Source organism: Burkholderia sp. BKH01, assembly GCF_025685725.1.
GTDB lineage: Bacteria > Pseudomonadota > Gammaproteobacteria > Burkholderiales > Burkholderiaceae > Burkholderia > Burkholderia pyrrocinia_C.
The window spans coordinates 282,907-303,873 of sequence record NZ_JAOTQT010000004.1 but is presented as its reverse complement, the minus strand read 5'-3'; the positions used below and the strand labels follow the sequence as shown (position 1 = coordinate 303,873).

General features: G+C 62.5%; 20 protein-coding genes and 3 pseudogenes. 15 read left to right on the top strand and 8 right to left on the bottom strand.

Annotation, left to right across the window (positions count from 1 at the left end):
- The first annotated feature begins 137 nt into the window (after window positions 1–137).
- On the top strand, window positions 138–764 hold the full coding sequence (locus OEJ37_RS35090) for a UDP-N-acetylglucosamine 2-epimerase (protein WP_263344074.1): 627 nt from the start codon (window positions 138–140) through the stop codon (window positions 762–764).
- On the opposite strand, the gene OEJ37_RS09195 is transcribed toward OEJ37_RS35090, so the two are convergent.
- On the bottom strand, window positions 664–1,731 hold the full coding sequence (locus OEJ37_RS09195) for a hypothetical protein (protein ID WP_263344161.1): 1,068 nt from the start codon (window positions 1,729–1,731) through the stop codon (window positions 664–666). The two genes, OEJ37_RS35090 and OEJ37_RS09195, sit on opposite strands and share 101 nt — an antisense overlap.
- Before the next feature lie 237 nt (window positions 1,732–1,968).
- Window positions 1,969–2,148 (bottom strand): annotated as a pseudogene (locus OEJ37_RS35085) (IS5/IS1182 family transposase); the annotation flags it as partial.
- A 63-nt stretch (window positions 2,149–2,211) separates the two neighbouring features.
- Here OEJ37_RS35085 and OEJ37_RS09185 point away from each other — a divergent pair.
- Together OEJ37_RS09185 and OEJ37_RS09180 are read left to right on the top strand one after the other, a co-directional pair.
- Entirely contained in the window at window positions 2,212–3,117 is a 906-nt protein-coding gene (locus OEJ37_RS09185) for a helix-turn-helix transcriptional regulator (protein ID WP_263344070.1), read from the top strand.
- Window positions 3,118–3,613: 496 nt separating this feature from the next.
- Entirely contained in the window at window positions 3,614–4,771 is a 1,158-nt protein-coding gene (locus OEJ37_RS09180) for a DUF4382 domain-containing protein (protein WP_263344069.1), read from the top strand.
- A 677-nt stretch (window positions 4,772–5,448) separates the two neighbouring features.
- Here OEJ37_RS09180 and OEJ37_RS09175 read toward each other — a convergent pair.
- Entirely contained in the window at window positions 5,449–6,717 is a 1,269-nt protein-coding gene (locus OEJ37_RS09175; protein WP_263344068.1) for an alginate lyase family protein, read from the bottom strand.
- Window positions 6,718–7,276: 559 nt separating this feature from the next.
- On the opposite strand from OEJ37_RS09175, the pseudogene OEJ37_RS09170 reads away from it, so the two are divergent.
- Window positions 7,277–7,507, top strand: a pseudogene (locus OEJ37_RS09170) (IS30 family transposase); the annotation flags it as partial.
- Here OEJ37_RS09170 and OEJ37_RS09165 read toward each other — a convergent pair.
- The 3 genes from OEJ37_RS09165 to OEJ37_RS09155 all read right to left on the bottom strand — a co-directional run bounded on the left by OEJ37_RS09165 (window position 7,496) and on the right by OEJ37_RS09155 (window position 9,908).
- On the bottom strand, window positions 7,496–7,660 hold the full coding sequence (locus OEJ37_RS09165) for an FmdB family zinc ribbon protein (RefSeq protein ID WP_263344066.1): 165 nt from the start codon (window positions 7,658–7,660) through the stop codon (window positions 7,496–7,498). The pseudogene OEJ37_RS09170 and the gene OEJ37_RS09165 sit on opposite strands and share 12 nt — an antisense overlap.
- Before the next feature lie 175 nt (window positions 7,661–7,835).
- Window positions 7,836–9,239 (bottom strand): GGDEF domain-containing protein, encoded by a 1,404-nt coding sequence (locus tag OEJ37_RS09160; RefSeq protein ID WP_263344065.1) that lies wholly within the window; start codon window positions 9,237–9,239, stop codon window positions 7,836–7,838.
- Window positions 9,240–9,695: 456 nt separating this feature from the next.
- Complete coding sequence (locus OEJ37_RS09155) at window positions 9,696–9,908, bottom strand: DUF1059 domain-containing protein (protein WP_174417094.1); 213 nt, start codon at window positions 9,906–9,908, stop codon at window positions 9,696–9,698.
- Between the two features lie 374 nt (window positions 9,909–10,282).
- Here OEJ37_RS09155 and OEJ37_RS09150 point away from each other — a divergent pair, with 374 nt between their 5' ends.
- From OEJ37_RS09150 to OEJ37_RS09115, 9 genes and pseudogenes are all read left to right on the top strand, one after another.
- Window positions 10,283–10,792: a DUF1269 domain-containing protein gene (locus OEJ37_RS09150; RefSeq protein WP_174417095.1), complete on the top strand. Its 510-nt coding sequence runs from the start codon at window positions 10,283–10,285 to the stop codon at window positions 10,790–10,792.
- A gap of 247 nt (window positions 10,793–11,039) precedes the next feature.
- Window positions 11,040–11,138, top strand: a pseudogene (locus tag OEJ37_RS35080) (DUF3293 domain-containing protein); the annotation flags it as partial.
- Window positions 11,139–11,220: 82 nt separating this feature from the next.
- Window positions 11,221–11,733 carry a hypothetical protein gene (locus tag OEJ37_RS09145; RefSeq protein WP_152858027.1) on the top strand — a complete coding sequence of 171 codons (513 nt, stop codon included), beginning with the start codon at window positions 11,221–11,223 and terminating at the stop codon, window positions 11,731–11,733.
- A 392-nt stretch (window positions 11,734–12,125) separates the two neighbouring features.
- The gene (locus OEJ37_RS09140; protein ID WP_263344062.1) at window positions 12,126–13,274 is read left to right on the top strand and encodes a c-type cytochrome; all 1,149 of its coding nucleotides are present in this window, start codon (window positions 12,126–12,128) and stop codon (window positions 13,272–13,274) included.
- Between the two features lie 24 nt (window positions 13,275–13,298).
- On the top strand, window positions 13,299–15,053 hold the full coding sequence (gene ctaD, locus OEJ37_RS09135; RefSeq protein WP_175920033.1) for a cytochrome c oxidase subunit I: 1,755 nt from the start codon (window positions 13,299–13,301) through the stop codon (window positions 15,051–15,053).
- A complete protein-coding gene (locus OEJ37_RS09130) occupies window positions 15,050–15,661 on the top strand; it encodes a cytochrome c oxidase subunit 3 (RefSeq protein ID WP_263344061.1) in 612 nt (203 codons plus the stop codon). The genes ctaD and OEJ37_RS09130 overlap by 4 nt, the downstream gene beginning before the upstream one ends.
- Window positions 15,658–16,365: a heme-copper oxidase subunit III family protein gene (locus OEJ37_RS09125; protein WP_175920031.1), complete on the top strand. Its 708-nt coding sequence runs from the start codon at window positions 15,658–15,660 to the stop codon at window positions 16,363–16,365. Before OEJ37_RS09130 ends, OEJ37_RS09125 begins: the two co-directional genes overlap by 4 nt.
- 8 nt (window positions 16,366–16,373) lie before the next feature.
- Entirely contained in the window at window positions 16,374–16,715 is a 342-nt protein-coding gene (locus OEJ37_RS09120) for a cytochrome C oxidase subunit IV family protein (RefSeq protein WP_152858036.1), read from the top strand.
- Between the two features lie 56 nt (window positions 16,716–16,771).
- Window positions 16,772–17,086, top strand: coding sequence for a high-potential iron-sulfur protein (locus tag OEJ37_RS09115; protein WP_174417243.1), 315 nt, complete (start codon window positions 16,772–16,774; stop codon window positions 17,084–17,086).
- A gap of 269 nt (window positions 17,087–17,355) precedes the next feature.
- Here the strand turns inward: OEJ37_RS09115 and OEJ37_RS09110 are convergent, their stop codons facing one another.
- Window positions 17,356–18,159, bottom strand: a complete 804-nt coding sequence (locus OEJ37_RS09110) for a DUF6544 family protein (RefSeq protein ID WP_263344060.1) — start codon at window positions 18,157–18,159, stop codon at window positions 17,356–17,358.
- 156 nt (window positions 18,160–18,315) lie between these two features.
- Between OEJ37_RS09110 and OEJ37_RS09105 the strand changes: the two genes are divergently transcribed.
- Together OEJ37_RS09105 and OEJ37_RS09100 are read left to right on the top strand one after the other, a co-directional pair.
- Window positions 18,316–18,768 carry a pyridoxamine 5'-phosphate oxidase family protein gene (locus OEJ37_RS09105; protein ID WP_174417101.1) on the top strand — a complete coding sequence of 151 codons (453 nt, stop codon included), beginning with the start codon at window positions 18,316–18,318 and terminating at the stop codon, window positions 18,766–18,768.
- A 324-nt stretch (window positions 18,769–19,092) separates the two neighbouring features.
- A complete protein-coding gene (locus OEJ37_RS09100) occupies window positions 19,093–19,821 on the top strand; it encodes an ABC transporter substrate-binding protein (RefSeq protein WP_263344059.1) in 729 nt (242 codons plus the stop codon).
- 151 nt (window positions 19,822–19,972) lie between these two features.
- Here OEJ37_RS09100 and OEJ37_RS09095 read toward each other — a convergent pair whose 3' ends face one another.
- A complete protein-coding gene (locus tag OEJ37_RS09095; RefSeq protein WP_263344058.1) occupies window positions 19,973–20,923 on the bottom strand; it encodes a LysR substrate-binding domain-containing protein in 951 nt (316 codons plus the stop codon).
- Window positions 20,924–20,967 lie beyond the last annotated feature (44 nt).

Below are 20,967 nucleotides of genomic sequence, written 5' to 3'. Positions count from 1 at the left end.
AGTCGGATCTCACGCTGCATATTGATATTTCAAAATTGTGGCGCTTGGCGCATCGGTATTTTCACGGCAACCTGAATATTGGGATGCAACGAGAATGCCCGTAGACCGATCTGTTCCAGAAATCCAGGCGGATCAAGTTGCAGCCGTCTACCAGCCAGCGAAAAGGAAAAACGACGTCAATCCGTATTCGTGAGTGGCGGCTGACTCAAACCGGCCCAAGCGAGGCGCACCGCGGCGAGCCACTCGGACGCGAGAGTTTCGGCGAACCGCTCGAGCACGTATGCCATGCGCTTCGAGAACTCGCGCTCAAGCGCGACGACATCGAATTGGTCTATCCGATGCATCTGAATCCGAACGTGAGCGGCCCCGTCCGCTCGATTCTGGGCGATCTGCGCAACGTCAATCCGATCGGACCGCAAGAGTATCTGCCGTTCGTGTACCTGATGTCGAAGGCCGATGCGCTCACCGACCCGCACGGGACATCGACAACTCTCCAAGGCGGTCGCAGGCCGGCGCTCGTGCAGGCCCTCGATTCAAGGTTGTCTGAGCAGCATTCCCCGTTTGTCTTATCCCGGCGACATGAACAGTTCAGAGTCAAATCAATCTCAACACTGGAGGCAAAACCCGGCATCCAGCGAGTGCGTGTTGCAAACACGCCGACCGTCAATCGGATGACGCCGGCAACTCATTTCCCTGTGCAGCACCGCATTGATGGCAATGCGGGAAGAAGAAGAAATTCCGGCCACCGCATTCGCATACATTGAAGAGCCGCAATCCGCAATGCACGCAGAACGTGGAGTCGTCGCCACCGAGATTCCATTGTTTGTCGCATGACGGGCAGCGCTTTTTTTCGAGTGAGCGAACGGCCTTTTCGTATCCGATCGTGCGTGCGCGCGCTCCCTGATCCTGCTGCAATTCGAGCCGCTTACGTTCGGCATAGCGCTGAAAGGCCTTCATCATGTAAAGGCCGGCGAATACCGTGAGCGCAATGCCGACCAGGACCCGGACATAGCCGCCGAAATTCGGCAAGTACGGGACCAGTTCGATGAAAAACGCGCTCAGTGCAAACAGGCCAAAACCATATACGAAAGGCCAGTAGCGCGCCTTGCGGTAGCGTATGAACAGCCAGATCGCGACCAGCAGTATCGGTAACGTCAGTGCAAGCCGCAGTCCGAACACCTGCAACTCGTAATGCCGGGTCGCCTTGTCGAAGCGCCGTTCGGCTGCAGCGTCCGCTTCGGCGATTTGCGTGTCCACTTGAGTCTGCTGCGATGCCAGTGCCCGTTGCTGGTCGCGGATCGCATCGATCTGATGCTGCCAGTTGATCACCACTGCCTGGAGCGTATCCAGCTTGCGGGTTCTCGCCAGAATGTCCGGGTCTCTCGCACTGTCTCCCGTCACCGAGCGGGTTGCCAGCCAGTTGCGGAAACTTTCCTTCTCGGCCGTGTACTCCTTCGCGGCGCGCCCGCGCGCCACCTCCATTGTGTCGGCCTTCTCGGCGAGCGTGTCGTGCTGCGTCTGCAGGTTGCGCCGCGCTGCGTCCAGCCGCGCTTTCGCCGGAGCATCCGCGAATTGCTCGATGACGGGCGGCCCGCCCCTCGGGGCGAACGCCATGTCGCGGATCACGAGACTGCCGAGCATGTTCAGAAAGACGGCGAAGATGATCGCAATCACCCATGAGGCGAGTCGCAGGAGCCGCGCTGGGCTGGTCAGGCCGTCGCTGGAAGTCATCATTGTTTTGCCTTGGTTGGAATGGTTATATCGGTGTTTAATCCAGGCCTTTTCGATTGTGTCGGTATTGCCGCTACGCTTCGCCCAGAAACGGACGACACGCAAAATTGCGAATCATCGCGAACCTCGGCAATTGAAGGATATCGCAAGTTCAAATACCCACCACCGCCCCCGGCGCTGCCCTTGAACTACTTCCAAACCGCCACGGTAACCGTGGCGCCAATGTTGTCCGGTCGCCGCGATCTGCGTCGCGACGAACGCGCGGATTTGCAAAGGGGTCGAATCCATCCAGTGCTTGAGCGTGCCGAACACATGTTCGACGGTACGGCGTCGTATCGTCACGACGTCGAACTGGCGGTCCAGCCTTTGCTGCATCGCGTCAAGCACCCCATCATGCTCCCACCGCCTGGCTGGTCGTCGGCAACCTCAATTTAGATTTGGTAGGCTCCAAAGTTCGATCCTTGACCTTCTCGCGGGTTTATGGCTACTGCACCGTCGGACAACGCCACTTCCGAATTCATTCCGGCCGACGTAAGGCAGAACGTCGTCACCCAGACATTGCCATCCGCGCAGGTCGGTATCAGTCGGCTGAAGTCGGCGCGGAGAAATATGGGCCGGACCGCGCCCTATGACCTCGAAGACGCCGATCTCATCGTGTTGCAATTGCGCGCTTTCGGCGAACAGGACTTGTGGCTCGACGGACGAGCTGCTCGCTTCGTCCCCTACAAGGCAGGGACCGTGACGATTCACGACCTCGACCGCAGGTGGGTGGCGGATCTGAAGGGGGCGTTCGACTGCCTCCATTTCCATCTGCCTCGCCGAACGCTGGAGGAGACGGCCGATGAAATCGGCGGCCAGCGACGACCGCAGCTATATTTGCCGCCGCACTTGAGTGCAACCGATCCGGTTGTCCATCACCTCGGACAAGCGTTGCTACCCGCACTGGCGCGGCCCGAGTATGCGTCGCAACTCTTCATCGACCATGTCGCGCTCGCGTTCCAGGCGCATATCGCGCATCAGTACGGCGGCATCGGCCAGCAGCGGGAAAGGCAGACCGGCAAACTCACGCCGTGGCAGGAACGTCAGGCAAAAGGACTTCTGTTCGAACACCTCAACGGAAAAATTTCGCTTGTCGATGTGGCGAAAGCCTGCGGTCTGTCTCGCGGTCATTTCGTGAAGGCCTTTCATCAGACCACAGGGCTACCGCCGCATCGCTGGCTGATCAATCAACGCGTAGAGCTGGCAAAAAAGTACATGCGCACGTCCGCCATGCCGCTGAACATGATCTCGGATCTGTGTGGCTTTGCGGACCAGAGCCACTTCACGCGGACATTCATGCGCCTGACCGGCGTCAAACCCAGTCAATGGCGCGCGGACAACCGTTGATTGAGAACCGCGGTGCTACTGCGCTGCTTTGCGGGATCGTCAGGATATGAGGCAACAGGAAACGGCGTTCAAACCGGCAGCGGGTTTGGCGTGATTGAGGCAACAGCCCGCGCCAACTCCGTCGCAAAACGACTGTCAGTGCCCGGAAATTCAACAGTATCTTCGGGTCATGATTTAGAGCACCGGAAAATACCCTGCACCGGAAGCTACGCCGCAATATCTGCTTAGGGCATCCGCTCCGATCGATCGCGTTGCGGCATCGGCTGCATCGCACTACTGCCGCGCCGCAGTTGCCGTGTCCCGAGCCACCTGCATTGCGCACTCCGTCGCAACAAACGCTTCGCTGTTTCGCTTCGCTCCTCCTGACGCGGCATTAATCTCGCGCACAATTTACCGATCGAACCAAAAGTTACTGTTCGTTTCAAATATGCCCAAATAGTAAGCTGAAGCGACGCTATTCTTCCGTCACTCACAATAACACCCATGGGGGGTGACAATGAACAAGCTCTTTAAAAGTGCCCTTTGCGCTGCATTCGTGCCTTTCGTTCTTGCCGGCTGCGGCGGCGGAGACGACGGCGGCAGCGTGCAGAACGGCACGCTGCACGTCGCGATGACCGATGCTCCGTCATGCGGCTTCGATCATGTGTTCGTCACCGTGTCGCAGGTGCGCGTGAATGCCAGCTCGAACGCGGGTGACAACGACGCGGGCTGGTCGACGATCACGCTGCCGACGCCGCAGAAGATCGACCTGCTGTCGCTGACCAACGGCGCGCTCGCCGATCTCGGCCAGACCGCGCTGCCGGCCGGCCAGTATCAGCAGGTTCGCCTCGTGCTCGCGCAGAACCAGGGCAACACGCTCGCGAACTCGGTCGTGCCGACGGGCGGCAACGAGCAGGCGCTCGCGACGCCGAGCGCGACGCAAAGCGGTTACAAGATCATCACGCCGTTCACGGTTCAGCCGAACACGCTCGTCGACCTCGTGCTCGATTTCAATGCGTGCAAGTCGATCGTGCAGCGCGGCAATGGCACCTTTGCGCTCAAGCCGGTCGTGACGGCAACGCCGACGGTCGTGAGCGGCGCGATTTCGGGCTACGTCGCGCAGGCCGAAGCGGGCGCAACGGTCTATGCCGAGCAAGGTGGCAAGGTCGTACGCGGCACGGTGGCCGATAGCACCGGCAAGTTCGTGCTGTCGCCGCTGATCCAGAGCTCGACGCAGGGCAATTACGACGTCGTGATCGTGCAGAACAATGTCGCGTCGGGCGTCGTCCGCTCGGTGCCGGTTGTCGTGAACACGAGCACGGCGGTGTCGACGTCGAACGTGCCGATCACGCTGCCTGGCTCGACGATGAGCACGGTCAGCGGCACGGTGACGGCGAGCGCGAACGCGCTGGTGCGCGCGCTGCAGACGATCGATGCAAACGCATACGAGATCACGTCGGTCAACGCCAACATGGATACGGGTGCGTACGCGCTGTCGGTGCCGACGGCCGCGCCGATCGTCGGCACGTACTCGGGTTCGCTGCCGGTCGCGCTGGCTGCCGCGCCGGCGGCGGCAGGCCAATACACGATCGAAGCGGACGCAGCGTCGGGGGCAACGCAATCGACGAACGTCAATGCAACGACGAGCCAGACGAACGTCAATTTCAGTTTCTGACGGTCCAATGGCATAACGGAAAGGGCCGAACGGCCCTTTCCCTTTAAACGGGAGAACGAAGTGAAAAAAGGGGTTATCGCACTGCTCGCCGCGGCGAGCGTGATCGGTGCACTCAGCGGGTGCGTGGCTTACGTTCCCGGGCAGCCGATAGTGGTCGCGCCGCAAGGTGGTCCGGGGAACGGTTTCTGCCCGCCCGGACAAGCGAAGAAAGGCAATTGCTGATGAAAGGCCCGCGCATCGCGGGCCTTGCTTTTACCGGCTACGCCGATAGGCTGGGCTGGAGCCGCTGGTAAACGCGGGCGGCCAAAGCAACTTTACGTCTGACCGATGACACCCCCGCTACCCGATACGCTTGCAAGCCGCCGGCCAATGATGCAGCAGTACTTGCGCGTTATCTGACAAGGCTCGGCGCACAAACCTACGCCCACCCTTTTGGGAATCGGCCGTTACCGACTGCGGATTCAACCCCTCGATGCGACACACTCGAGGCTGCATGGCAGCGAGAAATGTTGCAATGAAACGGAGGCGGCGGATCGACTATACAGACAGCCAGAATGCGTTCATGTGAGAGCGCTGACGCAAAGGAGAATCGCTGCATCAAATCGCCCGACCTGCTTGCAACGCGCTTCATCGAGCTGATGATCGGAAACCGGATAATCTGCCCGAGACGCTGGCCGTCATTTAAGCGTATATGTCAACGTCCCATATCCCAGTTGATCGAAGCCGCCGCTGTTGGGACCGTAGTCGCCACCGCCGCCTTCCGGCGCGACCTTGCGGGCATAAGCCTCGACGTCCGGCGCGGAGAGCCCTTTGAGCACGACGTAATGGTTGTAGACGAGTGCCCAGATCGGACGCCCGTCACCGCGCGACCCCGGCGAGATGACGGGCTGCGTGACGTCGCTGTTCGTGTATTGCGTGTAAGGCACGTCCTTCCCGAGGTTGTATCGGGCGGCGTATTCCGCTCCGCGCAGGAACCGGTTGTCGTCATATCCGAAAAGATCGTCCCCCTGGCTCCAGGCCATCTGGCAGAACGCCCCGAGCAGCGCGATATCGAGCATGGTATGCCCCTGGTCGCGCCCGCTTTCCTGCACCTGACCCAGCCCATCCGGATACAGCTTCCACACCACGAGTTCGATCGAACCGTTGCCGGCGCCATGCCTGAAATAGTCGACCGCTTCGGCATAGATGTCGCGACGGTCGGTCAGGACACCGATTGCCAGCATGGATGCCATGTTTGCGAGATCCCAGTTGGCCCAGTAATGGTCGATCTTTGCGCCGTTGTGCCGCACCAGGAAGTCGTGGTTCATGGGATAGAACACGTCCAGCATCATCGACTGGAAGCGCCGGAAATCGTCGGCGCGCCACAGTGGGGACGTGCGCAGGATTTCGCCGGCGTTCGCCAGCTGATAGCCGTAAATACCGGAAGCCAGGAACTTGTCGGAACTGCCACCGATCATCGTCAGCGTGCGCGACCACGCATTCAGGACTTCTATCGCGTGTTGTGCGTACGCGTCGTCGCCGGTGATCTTCCACCGAAGTGCAAGCGCGTAGGCCGCAGCGGCATCGTTGAAGAGCGCGGCGTAATTCTCTGCGTGGTCGGGGTTGCGTCCGCGATAGATGGCCGGCTGCGGATTCGGCTTCCAGTCGAGCGACGCATGCCGGTTGGCGACCAGGCGTTGCCAGCCGTCGAACCACGGCTGTCGCCGCGCGGCGACGTTCACGCGCATGCGCGTGAAATCGCTCTCCGTATGCAGCAGGCCGGGGTGAGAAAAAGGTGCGCCGGCCATGCGGGCGCCGGGCGCAGGCTTCGGCTGCACGTTGGCGTGTGACTGATATGAACCGGTCGCATCGGTATGGTGCTGCGTCGCGGCGATGCACCCGCCAAGCATCACGATGCTAAGAACGGGAATCGTGGCTGCTGCTCGCAAGGACGGACGAAATGCCATGCGGCTCCGATGATGGTTGCGCCAGTCTTGCCGAGAAAGAACCAGCATGGATTCGAACAGGAACCGGCGCCCGATGAACGGGCCGCCGGGAGAAAACCGCTTGAAAACGTATGAACGGTCCTCGCGACGCTATGGTTGACAGTAAGCATGCCGTAAAGACTCGTCCATCATTCCGGGAAGACTCATTCCGGTTCTGCGCATTCCGATCTAACAGGCGTCGCTTACGGACCGCCTACGAACAAGCAGCGCTGAAGGCTCGAGTCGCGCGTAGCCGAGAAATCAGTCGAGTTAGGGAGCTCCGCACTTGCGCGGCGAGGTCGCTGGAAAACTTGAGCAGCCCAGGCAACTTTCCTCGGACACGTGAGCACCCGCCCCGCCGATGTAACTGCAAACGTCACTCCAATGACGCAGCAGGACTTGCGCGTCATCTGACAAGGCTCGGCGCACAAACTTACGCCAAGACCTACACTCGCTTTGTTGGGAATCGGCCGCTACCGACTGCGGATTCAACCCGTCGACGCGACACACTCGAGGCTGCACGACAGCGAGAAATGTTGCAATGAAACGGAGGCGGCGGATCGACTATACAGACAGCCAGAAAGCGTCAATGCGGGCGCGCTGGCGCGCGGGCGAATCGCTGCAGCGGATCGCCCGGTTGTTCGATCGGAACCAATCCTGGGTACGACGGATTCCGGCCGAAACGGGCGGCATACAGCAGAAGAAACGGCGCCGTTCAAGATTGGCGCCGACTTTCGCCGAGCGGGAGGAGATCTCGCGCTCAGCTCTTGCTCGACGTCTTTGCGACAAACGGCGTGGGCGAATGTTGAACCTGTTCGCTTCCACACTTCGGGCATTGCGGGTGAGCAGTCTCATGCTCCGCGAGATGTTCAACATGTTCGAACGTCTCGCCACACTTCTCACAACGGTATTGGTAAGTCGGCATGGCATCCCTCCAGCACCAAGCTTGCACGTGTCGCCACGGAAGAAGCCCGGACGGCGTGCGGCACCCCCGATGAGGCATTGTAGTTCAGGACATGTGCAGACACTAATCGTCCATGCCTGGCCGGCAGCCGCCCGCGCACATGCCCGGAGTCTTGCGAGCCGCCGCTCCCTGCTCGCTACGCGGCAATCACGCAGTTTCGCCCCTGATGCTTGGCTTGATACAAGCGCTCGTCAGCCTTGCGCAGAATCGCGTCGATCGTCTCCCCGTCACGGCCAAACTCCGATATGCCGACGCTCACCGTGACCTCGATCGGTTGGCCATCGCCAGTCTCGAATAGCGTGCCGGCGATCGCCGCGCGAATGCGCTCGCCGACCAAGCGGGCAGTATCCAGAGCGGCCTGCGGCAACAAAACCATGAATTCTTCGCCGCCCACCCGCGCCACGCCGTCGTACGGCCGGATCGCGTCGAGGCATTTCTTTACGAAGCGCTGCAAGACCTGGTCGCCCGTCTGATGCCCGTAGCTATCATTGATTACCTTGAAGTGATCGAGGTCGAGTGCAAGCAGCGAGAACGGTGCGCCGTTACGTCTCGCGCGGGCAATTTCCACCTCGACGCGTTCAATGAACCGCCGCCGGTTAGCCGCGCCGGTCAGGGGATCGGTTGCGGCCATGTATTCGAGTTTCTCATTGGTTCGCTGCAACTCCTGCAACGCACGTTCCGTGCGGGCCATCGCTTCGCGTAATCGCGCAAACAGCTCTTCCTGGCTATAGATGGTCGAGAACGAGCGCGTTGTGTGGAATGCCTGCACGACACCGAAACTCAGCAGGAAAAAACCTCCGGCGAAGATCACATGCGCGAGCCACCACATATGGTTCCACGGGCGGCCGATGATGAATGCAAGCGATGACAGCGCGAACGACGCAACCGAGATGCCGTAGATCAGCATGAGCGGGGTGCGGATGCGCCGCAACACCAGCGCGACGACGTTGATCGTCGAAAAAGCGAGTGCACTGCCTTCCATCGACAGGCGAACCCACGGGCTGCCGGCAACCGGCGAGTACGCGACCCAGGCCACCAGCACATCGATCAGCACGAACAGCGCGATCCAGGTCATCCACGCCCGACGATCGACGCGGAAAGCCTCGTTGTCCGCTGACCGACTGTACGAGAGCTGTCCTACGAAGATCAAAATGGACATGACGAGGCGCGAGGCCGGCCCATACAACAGGAATAGCCAGATATTGTGGTGCGCCATGCCGGTGAAGACACCGTGCAATGCGTAGATCAGCGAAAAGCCCAGAAAACCAAGCGTCAGCCAACGCAGCAGCGGCTCCCCCGACAAGCGATAACAACGCCAGCATACGTAGGTGACGAACACGCCTTCGAGCGTCGCGGCGGCGATCGCCAGCTCGTGGAAAGCGTGATTCTCGAATTTCAGCGAGGGGTCCTGAAAGAAATAGAGGTACGCGATCAGCATTGCCGGCACCAAAGCGAAGCCGGTGAGCAGCAGCCTGGCGTAAGCCTTGGTTATGAACTGGATTGAGGCGGCCGGCTCGTTCGCGGATGCTGCGATGCTCATCGTCTCCCCTCCGGCGTTCGTCAGATGAATCCAGTATATGCATAGCGACTGGCATTTGATACCGGCCACGACACCGTAAAAACGGCGTGCAGTAAATAGATCGTCGGATTGAATCGGAACCGGGCTTACGACCGTAATCCGGGCATTGCGAATGACGTTAATGGTCGGTGAAGCAACGTTCATCGTCGCCAATCGAACGTCGGTTTACAGGATGGACCTGGCGTCGGAGCGACCAGGCGGCGCAATTGGCGGGTGACTCTGCATGGCCGAACGCGGAAGTACGAGTCCGGCCCGGCAGCGAGGTATTCGCACGATAGCCGAACTTCCGTAGCCGCCCCACTGGACCGCACACGGAAGAAGATCTCGGCATGATGTGCAGCTACGGTCAATGCAAAAACGTCGTTGGCAGACGGCCGCCGTGAAGTGGTCGCTGCGCTTCGATCTGTCGCGCGAGCGTTACGCGTGACGCGGTGTTTCAACGGGTGGCGTGCCGTCGTGGAATAGCGTTTTCAGCTGCGAACGCAGCTCCGGCGAATCGACATGCTTGTGAACCGTGACCGCATGCTGTACGGCCGCCTCGAGCAACTCGTTTTCGGAATCCGCGGATAGCGCGACCGAACAATTCATTTCGCTCGGGAATTCCCGGCAATCGATGTATTTGCGCGTCATGATGTCCTCCTCATACGACAGTAGCCATGGGTCTTGCGTGAATGAACGCGCGGGATGCCGCGCGACGTACATAGGGCACGATTGCGCCTCCTTATCGCGGACGAAATGGTTTTGAAAGTATAGGTCGCGTGCAATGAATTCGCGGTTGCGCATCGATATTCACGGCGTTTCGCGTGCGTCGCCTGCACGACGTGCCGCGGGTGCCGCCTGCGGCCAGCAATGAAACAGGGATGTAATTAACGGCCGACTACATGACTGGCGAAATCCGCGCACGAAGGTCCATTGGCTCGTACGTACCGCGAGGCCAATGCTGACCTAAAATGAAAAAATACGTCCGTTGACGATGAGTTGATCAAAAAGGAAGGAGTGCCAACATGAGACGCCTTTATTTCCTCGTACCCGATACGCAGATGGCGAAGGCGATCGTCGATGACTTGCTGCGCGCGCGCATCATCTGGCGCCATATCCACGTCCTCGCCGATCACAGCGTCACGCTCGATCAGTTACCCGAAGCGTCTTTGCTGCAAAGCAGCGATGTCGTGCACGCGCTCGAGCGCGGCGTCGCATTCGGCGGCGCGACGGGCGCACTCATCGGCCTCACCGCGCTGGTTTTCCCGCCAGCGGAGCTCGTGATTGCGGGCGGCGCCGTCGTCGCCTTGACGTTGGCGGGAGCGGGCTTCGGAGCGTGGACGGCCGCGATGATCGGCATCGCCGAGCCGAACGCGCGACTCCAGCGATTTCGTGAAGCTATCCGGGAAGGCCAGATCCTGATCATGGCCGACGTGCCGGGATTACGAGAGCAGGAAATCGAAGAGATGGTCGCCCAGCATTTTCCGAAGGCGGATCTGGAAGGCGGCGAGCCTACGACACCGATCTTCCCCTGAAACTCGAAACCGGCATACACAACGCGTAAGGCTTTCTCTGCATCGAGCGTGCCGGCTTCAGGCCAGTGTGAAATCGGCATACGCCAACGCAGGACAATTGTCGGGGCATTTCCGCTGCCCCGGCACGCCGGTACAAAGGCCATTCCGTGATATCCCGTGCACTTTTGCGTTGCACCAAATCAGCCGCCCACAATCGCGCGGCGCCACCATCTCGGTTCCATGTCGCACCGACGCGCGCCGGCTGCCTGCCGACGCGCCGATGCCGAACTTCGAGCAGGACGCCGTGGCGCCATGCAACGCGCAGGGTTTTTGTACCTTGCGTTGGCATCCGTATCTGCCATTCTGAATCGCATAAGGGACGTACTTTTGACGCGAGCGGCGCCTTCTGAACCTGAGTGCTGAAGCTGAACCGTCGGCAAGGAGGTCGTATGGAACTGAACATTCAATCACATCATTGGCAACGGCGTACGCCCGATTGGCTCGCCGCTGCCGTGGCCGGTCTTGCGGGCGGCGCCCTGGTGATCGTGCTCGAATTCTTCTGGTCGACCATGGTGCTCGACGAAAGCCCGTGGCAACCGACCCACAAGATCGCGGCGATGGTGATGGGCCGCAGTGCGCTCGAACAGATGTCGGTCTTCAGCTTCGGCATCGTGGGGACGGCGCTGCTACTGCACTACGTGCTCGGCGCCATCATGGGGATGATGCTCGCCGCGATCATTGCGCCGTTCCGCTTCGATTCGAGTGTGGGCATGGAGGCTGTCATCGGGCTGGCCTTCGGGATCGTCGCGTATGTGTGGAACTTCTATGTGATGACAGCCGTGTTCCCATGGTTCGTCTCTGAGCGAGGTTCCGGACCCTTGCTGGCAAACCTGCTGTTCGGTGTGGTCACCGCCGTCGTCTACGGCACGCTTGAACGGCGCAAGCAGGACGCGATGCGCTGACGCGCCGTTGTTCCCGCCGCGCCGACAGGGTCTGTTCAGGCGTGCGACGCACGCACGTCACACACGTGAACAGACCCGAAACACCCGGCGCCCTCGGGAAACAGCCGCGTTGGAAACCCATGCCGGAGGCGGCCGTTTCGCACTGCATCGCGGCGAGTGACCGCTACGTTCGCGCGATCCGCATAGGGGCGCGCGCCCCGTGGCGCTGCCTTGCACGATGCAGAGGAGAGGACTACCTTTGTTCTAGAGCCGCTTACAGCGCTAGCGAATCGGTCCCGGCCGGACGTGCCGGTGCAGACAGTTCGAAGTGCGACAAGGCGGAACAACGACGACGCCACGCGCGTCGTCGTCGTATCAGCGGCTCCAGCGCGTGACACGCAGCGAGGCGGCTTATGGCCCTTGCGATTGCCCTGATCCTGATCATCGTATTGGCGGTGGGGTTTCACTTTGCCAGTCCATGGTGGATCACGCCGATCGCATCGAACTGGGTGCGCATGGACGACATGCTGACGATCACGATCGTCATTACCGGCGCGTTCTTCATCGCGATCAACCTGTTCATCGTGGTCGCACTGGTGCGCTACCGCCACCGCGGCGGGCATCGCGCGGCCTACGAACCGCACAACAAGCGGCTGGAATGGTGGCTGATCGGCCTGACCTCGGTCGGCGTGGCGGCATTGCTGGCACCGGGGCTCTTCGTCTACGCGGACTACGTACGGCCGCCGCGCAACGTGCTGCAGATGGAGGTGCTCGGCCAGCAGTGGCAATGGCGCTTCCGCTTTGCCGGCCCCGGCGGCAAGCTGGGCACGACGGACGTGCGCTACATCAGCAACGACAATCCCTTCGGCCTGAACCCCGCCGATCCCAACGGCCGTGACAACTACCTGATCGAGACGCCCGAGGTACACCTGCCGCTCAACCGGCCGATCCAGGTCCTGACGCGCTCGCGCGACGTGCTGCACGACTTCTACGTACCACCGTTCCGTGCGCGCATGAACATGGTGCCCGGCATGGTGACCACCTTCTGGTTCACGCCGACCAAGGTGGGGCGTTACGACATCCTGTGCGCGCAGCTTTGCGGTACGGGGCACTCCAGCATGCGCGGCGTGGTGGTGGTGGAAGACGAAGCATCGTTCTCGCGCTGGCTGGCGCGGCAAAGCACGTTCGAGCAGCGGCAGCAGGCCGCGGTGCAGGCAGCTGCCGCCGCTGCGGGCGGCAGCGCCCAGGCGCTTGCCGACCAGGGCAAGACGCTGGCGGCGGCCAAGGGCTGCATCGCCTGCCATACCGTGGACGGCAGCCCGCGTGTGGGCCCCACCTGGAAGGGCCTGTACGGCAAGACCGAAACGATGGCCGACGGCAGCACCGCGAAGGTGGACGAAGCCTATCTGCGCGCCTTCATCCGCGATCCGAAGGCCCGCGTCGTGAAGGGTTTCTCACCCATCATGCCGACCTTCGACCTGAGCGAGCAGGAGCTGACCGCGCTGGTGACCTACATCGAATCGCTGGGCGGTCCGGCCGCCAGCAGCGCAACGAATCCCTAGCGAATCCCCGGCGGAGCAAACGCAATGACCTACGCGCACACCGACCACGTCCCGCAAAGCTTCTGGACCCGCTATGTCTGGAGCCAGGACCACAAGGTCATCGCCGTGCAGTATTCGCTGACGGCCATCGCCATCGGCCTGGTCGGCCTCGTGTTGTCGGACCTGATGCGCTTGCAGCTCGGCTTTCCGGGCAAGTTCAGTTTCATCGACGCCAACCACTACTACCAGTTCGTCACCATGCACGGGATGATCATGGTGATCTACCTGTTGACCGCGCTGTTTCTGGGCGGCTTCGGCAACTACCTGATCCCGCTGATGCTCGGCGCGCGCGACATGGTGTTCCCGTTCCTCAACATGCTGAGCTACTGGGTCTACCTGCTGGCCGTGCTGGTGCTGGCGGCGAGCTTCTTCGTGCCGGGCGGGCCGACCGGCGCGGGCTGGACGCTGTATCCGCCGCAAGCCATCCTGCCGGGCACGCCGGGCGTGGAATGGGGCATCGTGCTGATGCTCGTGTCGCTGGCGATCTTCATCGTCGCGGCAACGATGGGCGGCCTGAATTACGTCACCACCACGCTGCAGGCGCGCACGCGCGGCATGACGCTGATGCGCATGCCGCTCACGGTGTGGGGCATCTTCATCGCGACCATCATGGCGCTGCTGGCGTTTCCGGCGCTGTTCGTGTCGGCGGTGATGATGCTGCTCGACAGGACGCTCGGCACCAGCTTCTTCATACCGGCCGTGGTGTCGATGGGGCAAACGCTCAAGCATGCCGGCGGCAGCCCGCTGCTGTTCCAGCACCTGTTCTGGTTCTTCGGGCATCCGGAGGTCTACATCGTCGCGCTGCCGGCCTTCGGCATCGCGTCGGACCTCATCAGCACGCACGCGCGCAAGAGCATCTTCGGCTACAGGATGATGGTGTGGGCCATCGTCATCATCGGGGCGCTGAGCTTCGTGGTCTGGGCGCACCACATGTTCATCGCCGGCATGAACCCGTACTTCGGCTTCTTCTTTGCGACGACCACGCTGATCATCGCCGTCCCGACCGCCCTCAAGGTCTACAACTGGGTGCTGACGCTGTGGCGCGGCGATATCCACCTGACCGTGCCGATGCTGTTTGCCATCGGCTTCATCAGCACCTTCGTGCTGGGCGGGCTGACCGGGCTCTATCTCGGCAACGTAAGCGTGGACATTCCGCTGTCGAACACGTACTTCGTGGTCGCGCACTTCCATATGGTGATGGCCGTGTCGCCGATCCTGGTGGTGTTCGGCGGCATCTACCACTGGTATCCGAAGGTGACGGGCCGCATGCTCGACGACACGCTCGGGCGCGCGCACTTCTGGATCACCTTCGTCGGCACCTATGCGATCTACTTCCCGATGCACTATCTCGGCATCCTGGGCATGCCGCGGCGGTATTACGCGTACGAGGGCTACAGCTTCATTCCACACTCGGCGCAGACGCTCAACACGTTCATCACCGTCGTCGCGCTGATCGTTGCGGTGGCGCAGTTGCTGTTCCTGTACAACCTCGCGTGGAGCCTCGCGCGCGGCAAGCGCGCCGACGGCAACCCGTGGCGGGCCACCACGCTGGAATGGCAGACGCCTCAAACGCCGCCGGTGCACGGCAACTGGGGCGCCGCGCCGCCGGTCGTCTACCGCTGGGCGTACGAATACAGTCCGCCGGGGCAAGAGGAAGACTTCATCCCGCAAAGCCAGCCGCCGGCGATCGCGCCTGAACCGGCCCACCCGACGCTTCAACCCGGCGAGGCACGCGAATGACCACACTGCCCCGCCCCTTCGTGCCCGACACACCGCCCGTGTCGCCGAATGCGAGCCGCGTCGGCCTGATCGTCTTCATGGCGGTGGCGACGACCTTGTTTTCGCTGCTGCTGCTCGCGTATGCCATGCGCATGCGCGAGCCCGACTGGCAGCCGATCCCGCATCCGGCGCTGCTGTGGTGGAACACCGGCGCGCTGGTGCTGGCAAGCCTTGCCATGCAGCGTGCCCGGCAGTTGACCTTGCATCGCGTGGCTTGGCTGGTGTCCGGCGGTGTGCTGGCGGCCGTGTTCGTGATCGGGCAACTGGCCGCCTGGCGCATGCTGTCGGCGGCCGGGCAGACCGTCACCGTCAATCCTTCAAACAGTTTCCTCTACCTGCTCACCGGCCTGCACGGATTGCATGTGCTGGGCGGGCTGGCGGCCTGGGCCGTGACGATTGCGCTTCTGCGGCGCGCGGACCCGTTCCGGGCCCAGCGCGCCATCGCGCTGTGCGCCCTCTACTGGCATTTCCTGCTGGCAGTCTGGCTCGTGCTGCTGGCGGCGATGTGGTGGCTCACGCCCGGGTTCGTCGCCGCCATCTGCGGGCCGTTGTATGGAGCCGCGCCATGACCTCGCCCACGCTCCCCACCGAATCCGCCGCCACCCCGCCCGCCGACGCCGGGCCCGACGGCTGGCGCGGCATCGTCACGGACTGGTCGGCCGACCGCGAAGCCTTCAAGGTGCCGTGGGGCAAGGCGATGATGTGGATCTTCCTGCTGTCGGACACCTTCGTCTTCAGCAGCTTCCTGATCGGCTACATGACGGTGCGCATGTCGACCACGGTCCCGTGGCCCAACCCGTCCAAGGTGTTCGGGCTCACCGTGGGCGGCGTGGATGTGCCGTTGCTGCTGATTGCCATCATGACGTTCACGCTGATCAGCAGCAGCGGCACCATGGCGATGGGCGTCAACTTCGGCTACCGGCGCGACGCAAGGCGCGCCGCCGCACTGCTGCTGGCAACCGCGCTGCTGGGCGCGACCTTCGTGTCGATGCAGGCCTTCGAATGGACCAAGCTGATCGTCCATGAAGGCATCCGCCCGTGGGGCAACCCGCTGGGCGCGGCGCAGTTTGGCGCGTGCTTCTTCATGATCACCGGGTTCCACGGCTTTCACGTGACCTGCGGCGTGATCTACCTGCTGCTGATCGCACGCAAGATCCTGCAGCCGGGGTTCAGCGAGCACGGCAACTTCCAGATCGTCGAGATTGCCGGCTTGTACTGGCACTTCGTCGACCTGGTGTGGGTGTTCATCTTCGCGCTGTTCTATTTGTGGTGAGGGATGCCATGGACCACACCGATCCCGCCGAACGACCCGACGCCGCGCACGGCCAGCAGCATCCGATCGGCATCTACCTGAAAATCTGGGGCCTGCTGTTCGTCCTGAGCACGTTGTCGTACCTGGTGGACTACTTCAACGTGCAGGGCCTGCTGCGCTGGGTGCTGATCGTCGTGCTCATGATCGCCAAGGCCGGGCTGATCGTGTCGATTTTCATGCACATGATGTGGGAGCGGCTGGCGCTGGTGTACGCGATCCTGATACCGCCCCTGTGCCTGCTGGTGCTGATGGTGCTGATGGCTGCCGAAGCGCATCACACGTTCGGCATGCGGGAACTCTTCTTCCACTGATCCCTTCGCCACCCGTTCGTCATGTGACGAGCGCTTCGCAGATGAAGGAGGACGCGATGAAATTTTCACGCCGACGTTTTATTTCAACCACCACCGTTCTGGCATCCGCGCTGGCATTCGGACGCCGCGCGGCGGCGGCAGATGCCGGTTCCGTTCAGGAATCCGATGCAAATGCGCAGGCCCTCGGCTACAAGACGGATGCAAGCCGGGTCGACCATGCGAAGTTCCCTCAATTCCAGGCGGGCCAGGCTTGTGCGAACTGCCAGTTCTTCCAGGGCAAGACCGGCGTCGCGATGGCGCCGTGCACCGTTTTCGGCGGCAAGCAGGTCAATGCCAAAGGCTGGTGCAGTGCCTATGCGAAAAAGGCGTAGCAGGAACGCCGTGGCCGATTCGCATGGGCAGCCGCGGCCATAACCGTCACTCGAAAGCTTCTTACCGAGAACGATCAACCGGTGGCTGCGGGCGCAACCGAATGAGGCGCGCCGCGCGCGATCTCCCGTCCACCGATGGAAAGCGCCGCGCTCTTTGCCCTCGCGGGGCGCCGCGCAGCGACAAGGTGTGCCGACATTCACCGTCGGCAGCCGCAATGACACGCCCACCGCATCATTGCGCCTGTCGGTCCGGCCGCGCGAACTCGGCCTCAGGTACCCGGCGGCACATTGAAGGCGAGTGTTCCGGGAACCAGGCGGAAATCGGCATACGCGAACGGGCCGTCGGGAAGGTGCCATACCGCCTGGGCAGCGGTCGGCAATCGGCGACCATCGACCATCGTCCATCCCGCGACAGGCGTACTCCAACGCGCACGCATCAATTGCCTGGGTTGCTCGGGGTTGTAACAAAACCGGTCCGCGGTGCTGAAATCGGTCGGGGCTCCATTCGCATCGACAAAGACTCGCGCACTGACCGTTCGTCCATGGTCCGTCAATGTCAGGTCAAAGGATTCACTGTCGACGGGGGACCACGAAATCTCGGGCACGAGCAGCATCGATGGCGCAACCAGCACGGCGTCATTCAGGTAAGTCACCAATTCACCGATGTCATACTCCGTACCCGTTCCATCTGCGAGCGTGAACAGGTCGAACAGCTTGACTAGCATGCGGCCGCGGCCTTCCACGTACGTATCCCGGGCGACGACCGGCAGCATGCCGCCGAGCAGGATGCGTATCTGAAAGATGCGCGCGAGCGCCTGACGACTGTTGTACTGCCATGCTTCGCACTTCATCCAGGGTTGCCGAGGCTTGGTGCGGAATTTGCCGGTGAAACCGAGACGGAACGACCAGTCCTGTGGGCGTCCCACGATCCCCATGAACCGTAGATAGCGTTGCGCCGGCTCCGGCAAACCCATGATCCGGGCGTCGGTGACGAGATCGACCGGCCCCGGCCCCGCCGGCAATCCAGCCGACGCCACCTCTCTCAAGAACCGTCCGTGCACGCTCATCTCCATTTGATACACCGCATCATTGCCTGTCGCCGCCGTGTTGACAGCCAGACTGACCGGATCATGATAAACGGGCCTGGCGACAACGCCGCGGAACGTCGGATGCGGCGGTTGGACGGCGATGTCGACCTGATTTCACGCACGACTTTGTGGAGACGACAGATGGACGAAGACATCAGACTAAAGATCCTGGCGCTGCTGGATCAGCACCGGATCATGACGATTGCCACGCTCAGGCCGGATGGGTGGCCACAGGCAACGACGGTGGGCTACGCGAACGAAGGTCTCACGCTTTATTTCCTCTGTGGGCTGGATAGCCAGAAGGCGGCAAATCTGGCGAAAGACGATCGGGTGTCGCTGACAATCGACCACGACACGCCGCAAGTGATGGAGATCGCCGGACTGTCGATGGCCGCGCACGCACAAGTCGTGGTCGATCCGAAGGAAGCGGAAAAGGCGTTGCACTTGCTCATGCTGAAGTATCCCGAGCAGGCCTCCATGCCGCTGCCGATGCCGACCCCGGCGGATGTCCGCATATTCCGCGTGACGCCGACGGTGATCTCCGTCCTCGACTACTCCAAGGGCTTCGGACATACCGATCTCGTTACTTGCTAGGTACGTTTCCCGCGGCAAGCGAGCGTGTCGCGGTCGGCCAGGAGACGATCGGTCGCAACGTCCGACAATCGTTTAGTTAATCGAATCGATTTGCCGGGGATCGGTCGACCTATTCGCAGGCCAAGCTCAACGCCCTGGCCAGGCGGCTCGATGAACGCGCTCGACGGACATGCGGCGACCCACTACGGACGAGGCGCTCCGCTGCAGCGCTTCACCGCAGGCACGCACCGCAACATACCGCGTCCGACGACCCGGTGATAAGCTCGACGTCGATGCGCTATCGCGCCGTCCTCAACCGCCTGTCCGACCCCAACGAGCCCCCTCATGCCCCTCGCCCCCGCCATCCTCTCCGCCTTCATGCCGACCGGCAAGCTGCGCGCGTCGATCAATCTCGGCAACCCGATCCTCGCGAACCGCGATCCGGCAACAGGCGAACCGTTCGGCGTGTCGATCGACCTGGCGCGCGCGTTCGCCGAGCGCCTGTCGGCCGAACTGGAACTCGTGGTGTTCGACGCCGCCGGGAAATCGGTGCAGGCGCTGACCGACGAGCGCGCCGATTTCGGCTTCTTCGCGGTCGATCCGCTGCGCGGCGAAACGGTCGCGTTCACGGCGCCGTACGTGCTGATCGAGGGTTTCTATCTCGTGCGCGACGCTTCGCCGATCCGCACGAACGAGGACGTCGATCAGCCGCACAACCGCGTGACCGTCGGCAAAGGCAGCGCATACGACCTGTTCCTCACGCGCGAACTGAAGGCCGCGCAGATCGTGCGCGCACCCACGTCGCAGGCCGTCGTGCAGACGTTTCTCGAACAGCGACTGGAAGTGGCGGCCGGCGTGAAGCAGCAGCTCGAAGCCGATGCCGCGAAAACGGCGGGCCTGCGCCTGCTCGACGAGCGGTTCATGGTGATCCGGCAGGCGATGGGCGTGCCGAAGAGCCGCGGCGAAGCGGCTGCCGCGGTGCTGCACGAATTCGTCGAGGACATGAAGGCGTCGGGCTTCGTCGCGGATTCGCTGCGGCGGCATGGCATCACGGGCGCATCGGTTGCGCCGTAACGGCGGCCATCGCGTCACCTTCCACGCGCAGGATCGCGGTGGCCGCTCGGGCCGCCACCGCGCGACTCGTCGACGTGATGCGCGCGCCGGTCGAACCCGGCGACCGGCCGTCCGCGCACTGGCTCACGGAATGAGCCGGCGCGTGCGCGCGTCACGACGGCAACGAATCGTTTGCGCGCAGCGTGATGCCGGCCCACGTTCCGCTCGCGGCCAATTCACCGATCAACTCGACGATCGTTTGCCGCACGGCCAGCGCGGCGGAATTCACGGGTGACGTGTTCGACCAGCACAGGCTCGCGGGCCGCCGGATCTCCGGATCGACGATCCGGCGCATTTTCGGCCGGTTCGACGGGTCGCGCAGCGCCATCGCCGACGCGGGCAGGATCGTGCACGCCATGCCCGACTGCGCGAGCGATATCAGCGTCGGCAGCGAATCGACATCGGCAATGATGTTGAGCGGCACCTCTTCGCGCGCAAACGTGCGCTCGAGCAGCAAGCGCAGCCCGTTCTGCACGCCGGGCGCGACCAGCGGCACGCCGGCGAGGGATGCCAGGCTGCAGGTGCGCGCACGCGGCGCCACCGCGCCGCCCGGCTCGCCGAGCAGATACAGCACTTCATCGAACAGCGGCATCGCGGTAATCCCCGTCGTGTTCGACTCGCGGAACAGGATCGCGAGATCGAGCCGCCCGTTCGCCAGCAACTCGTTGATGAAGCCGCTCATGCTTTCGACGTACTGCAACCGGATGCCCGGATAACGCACCCTCACCCGTTCGAACAACGGCACCGCGAGAATCGACGTCATCGTCGTCGGAAAGCCCACCGCGACGGTGCCCGACTCGCTGCCCGCGCCTTCCCGCACCTCCTGGCGCAGTTGCTCCATCTGATGAAGCACGAGCCGCGCATGCCGATAGAGCGCCTGCCCCGCCGCGGTCGGCTTGACGCCCTGGGGGCTGCGCACCAGCAGCACGACGCCGAGATCGTCCTCGAGCTTCGCAATCTGCTGGCTCAGCGACGGCTGCGCGACGAACAGTTTCTCGGCCGCTTTCCCGAGGCTCCCGTATTCGACGATGCTGACAAAGTAGCGGAGCTGGCGGACGTCCATGGCGGTTCGGGCAGCACGAAAGCCATAGGATACCCCTATGACCG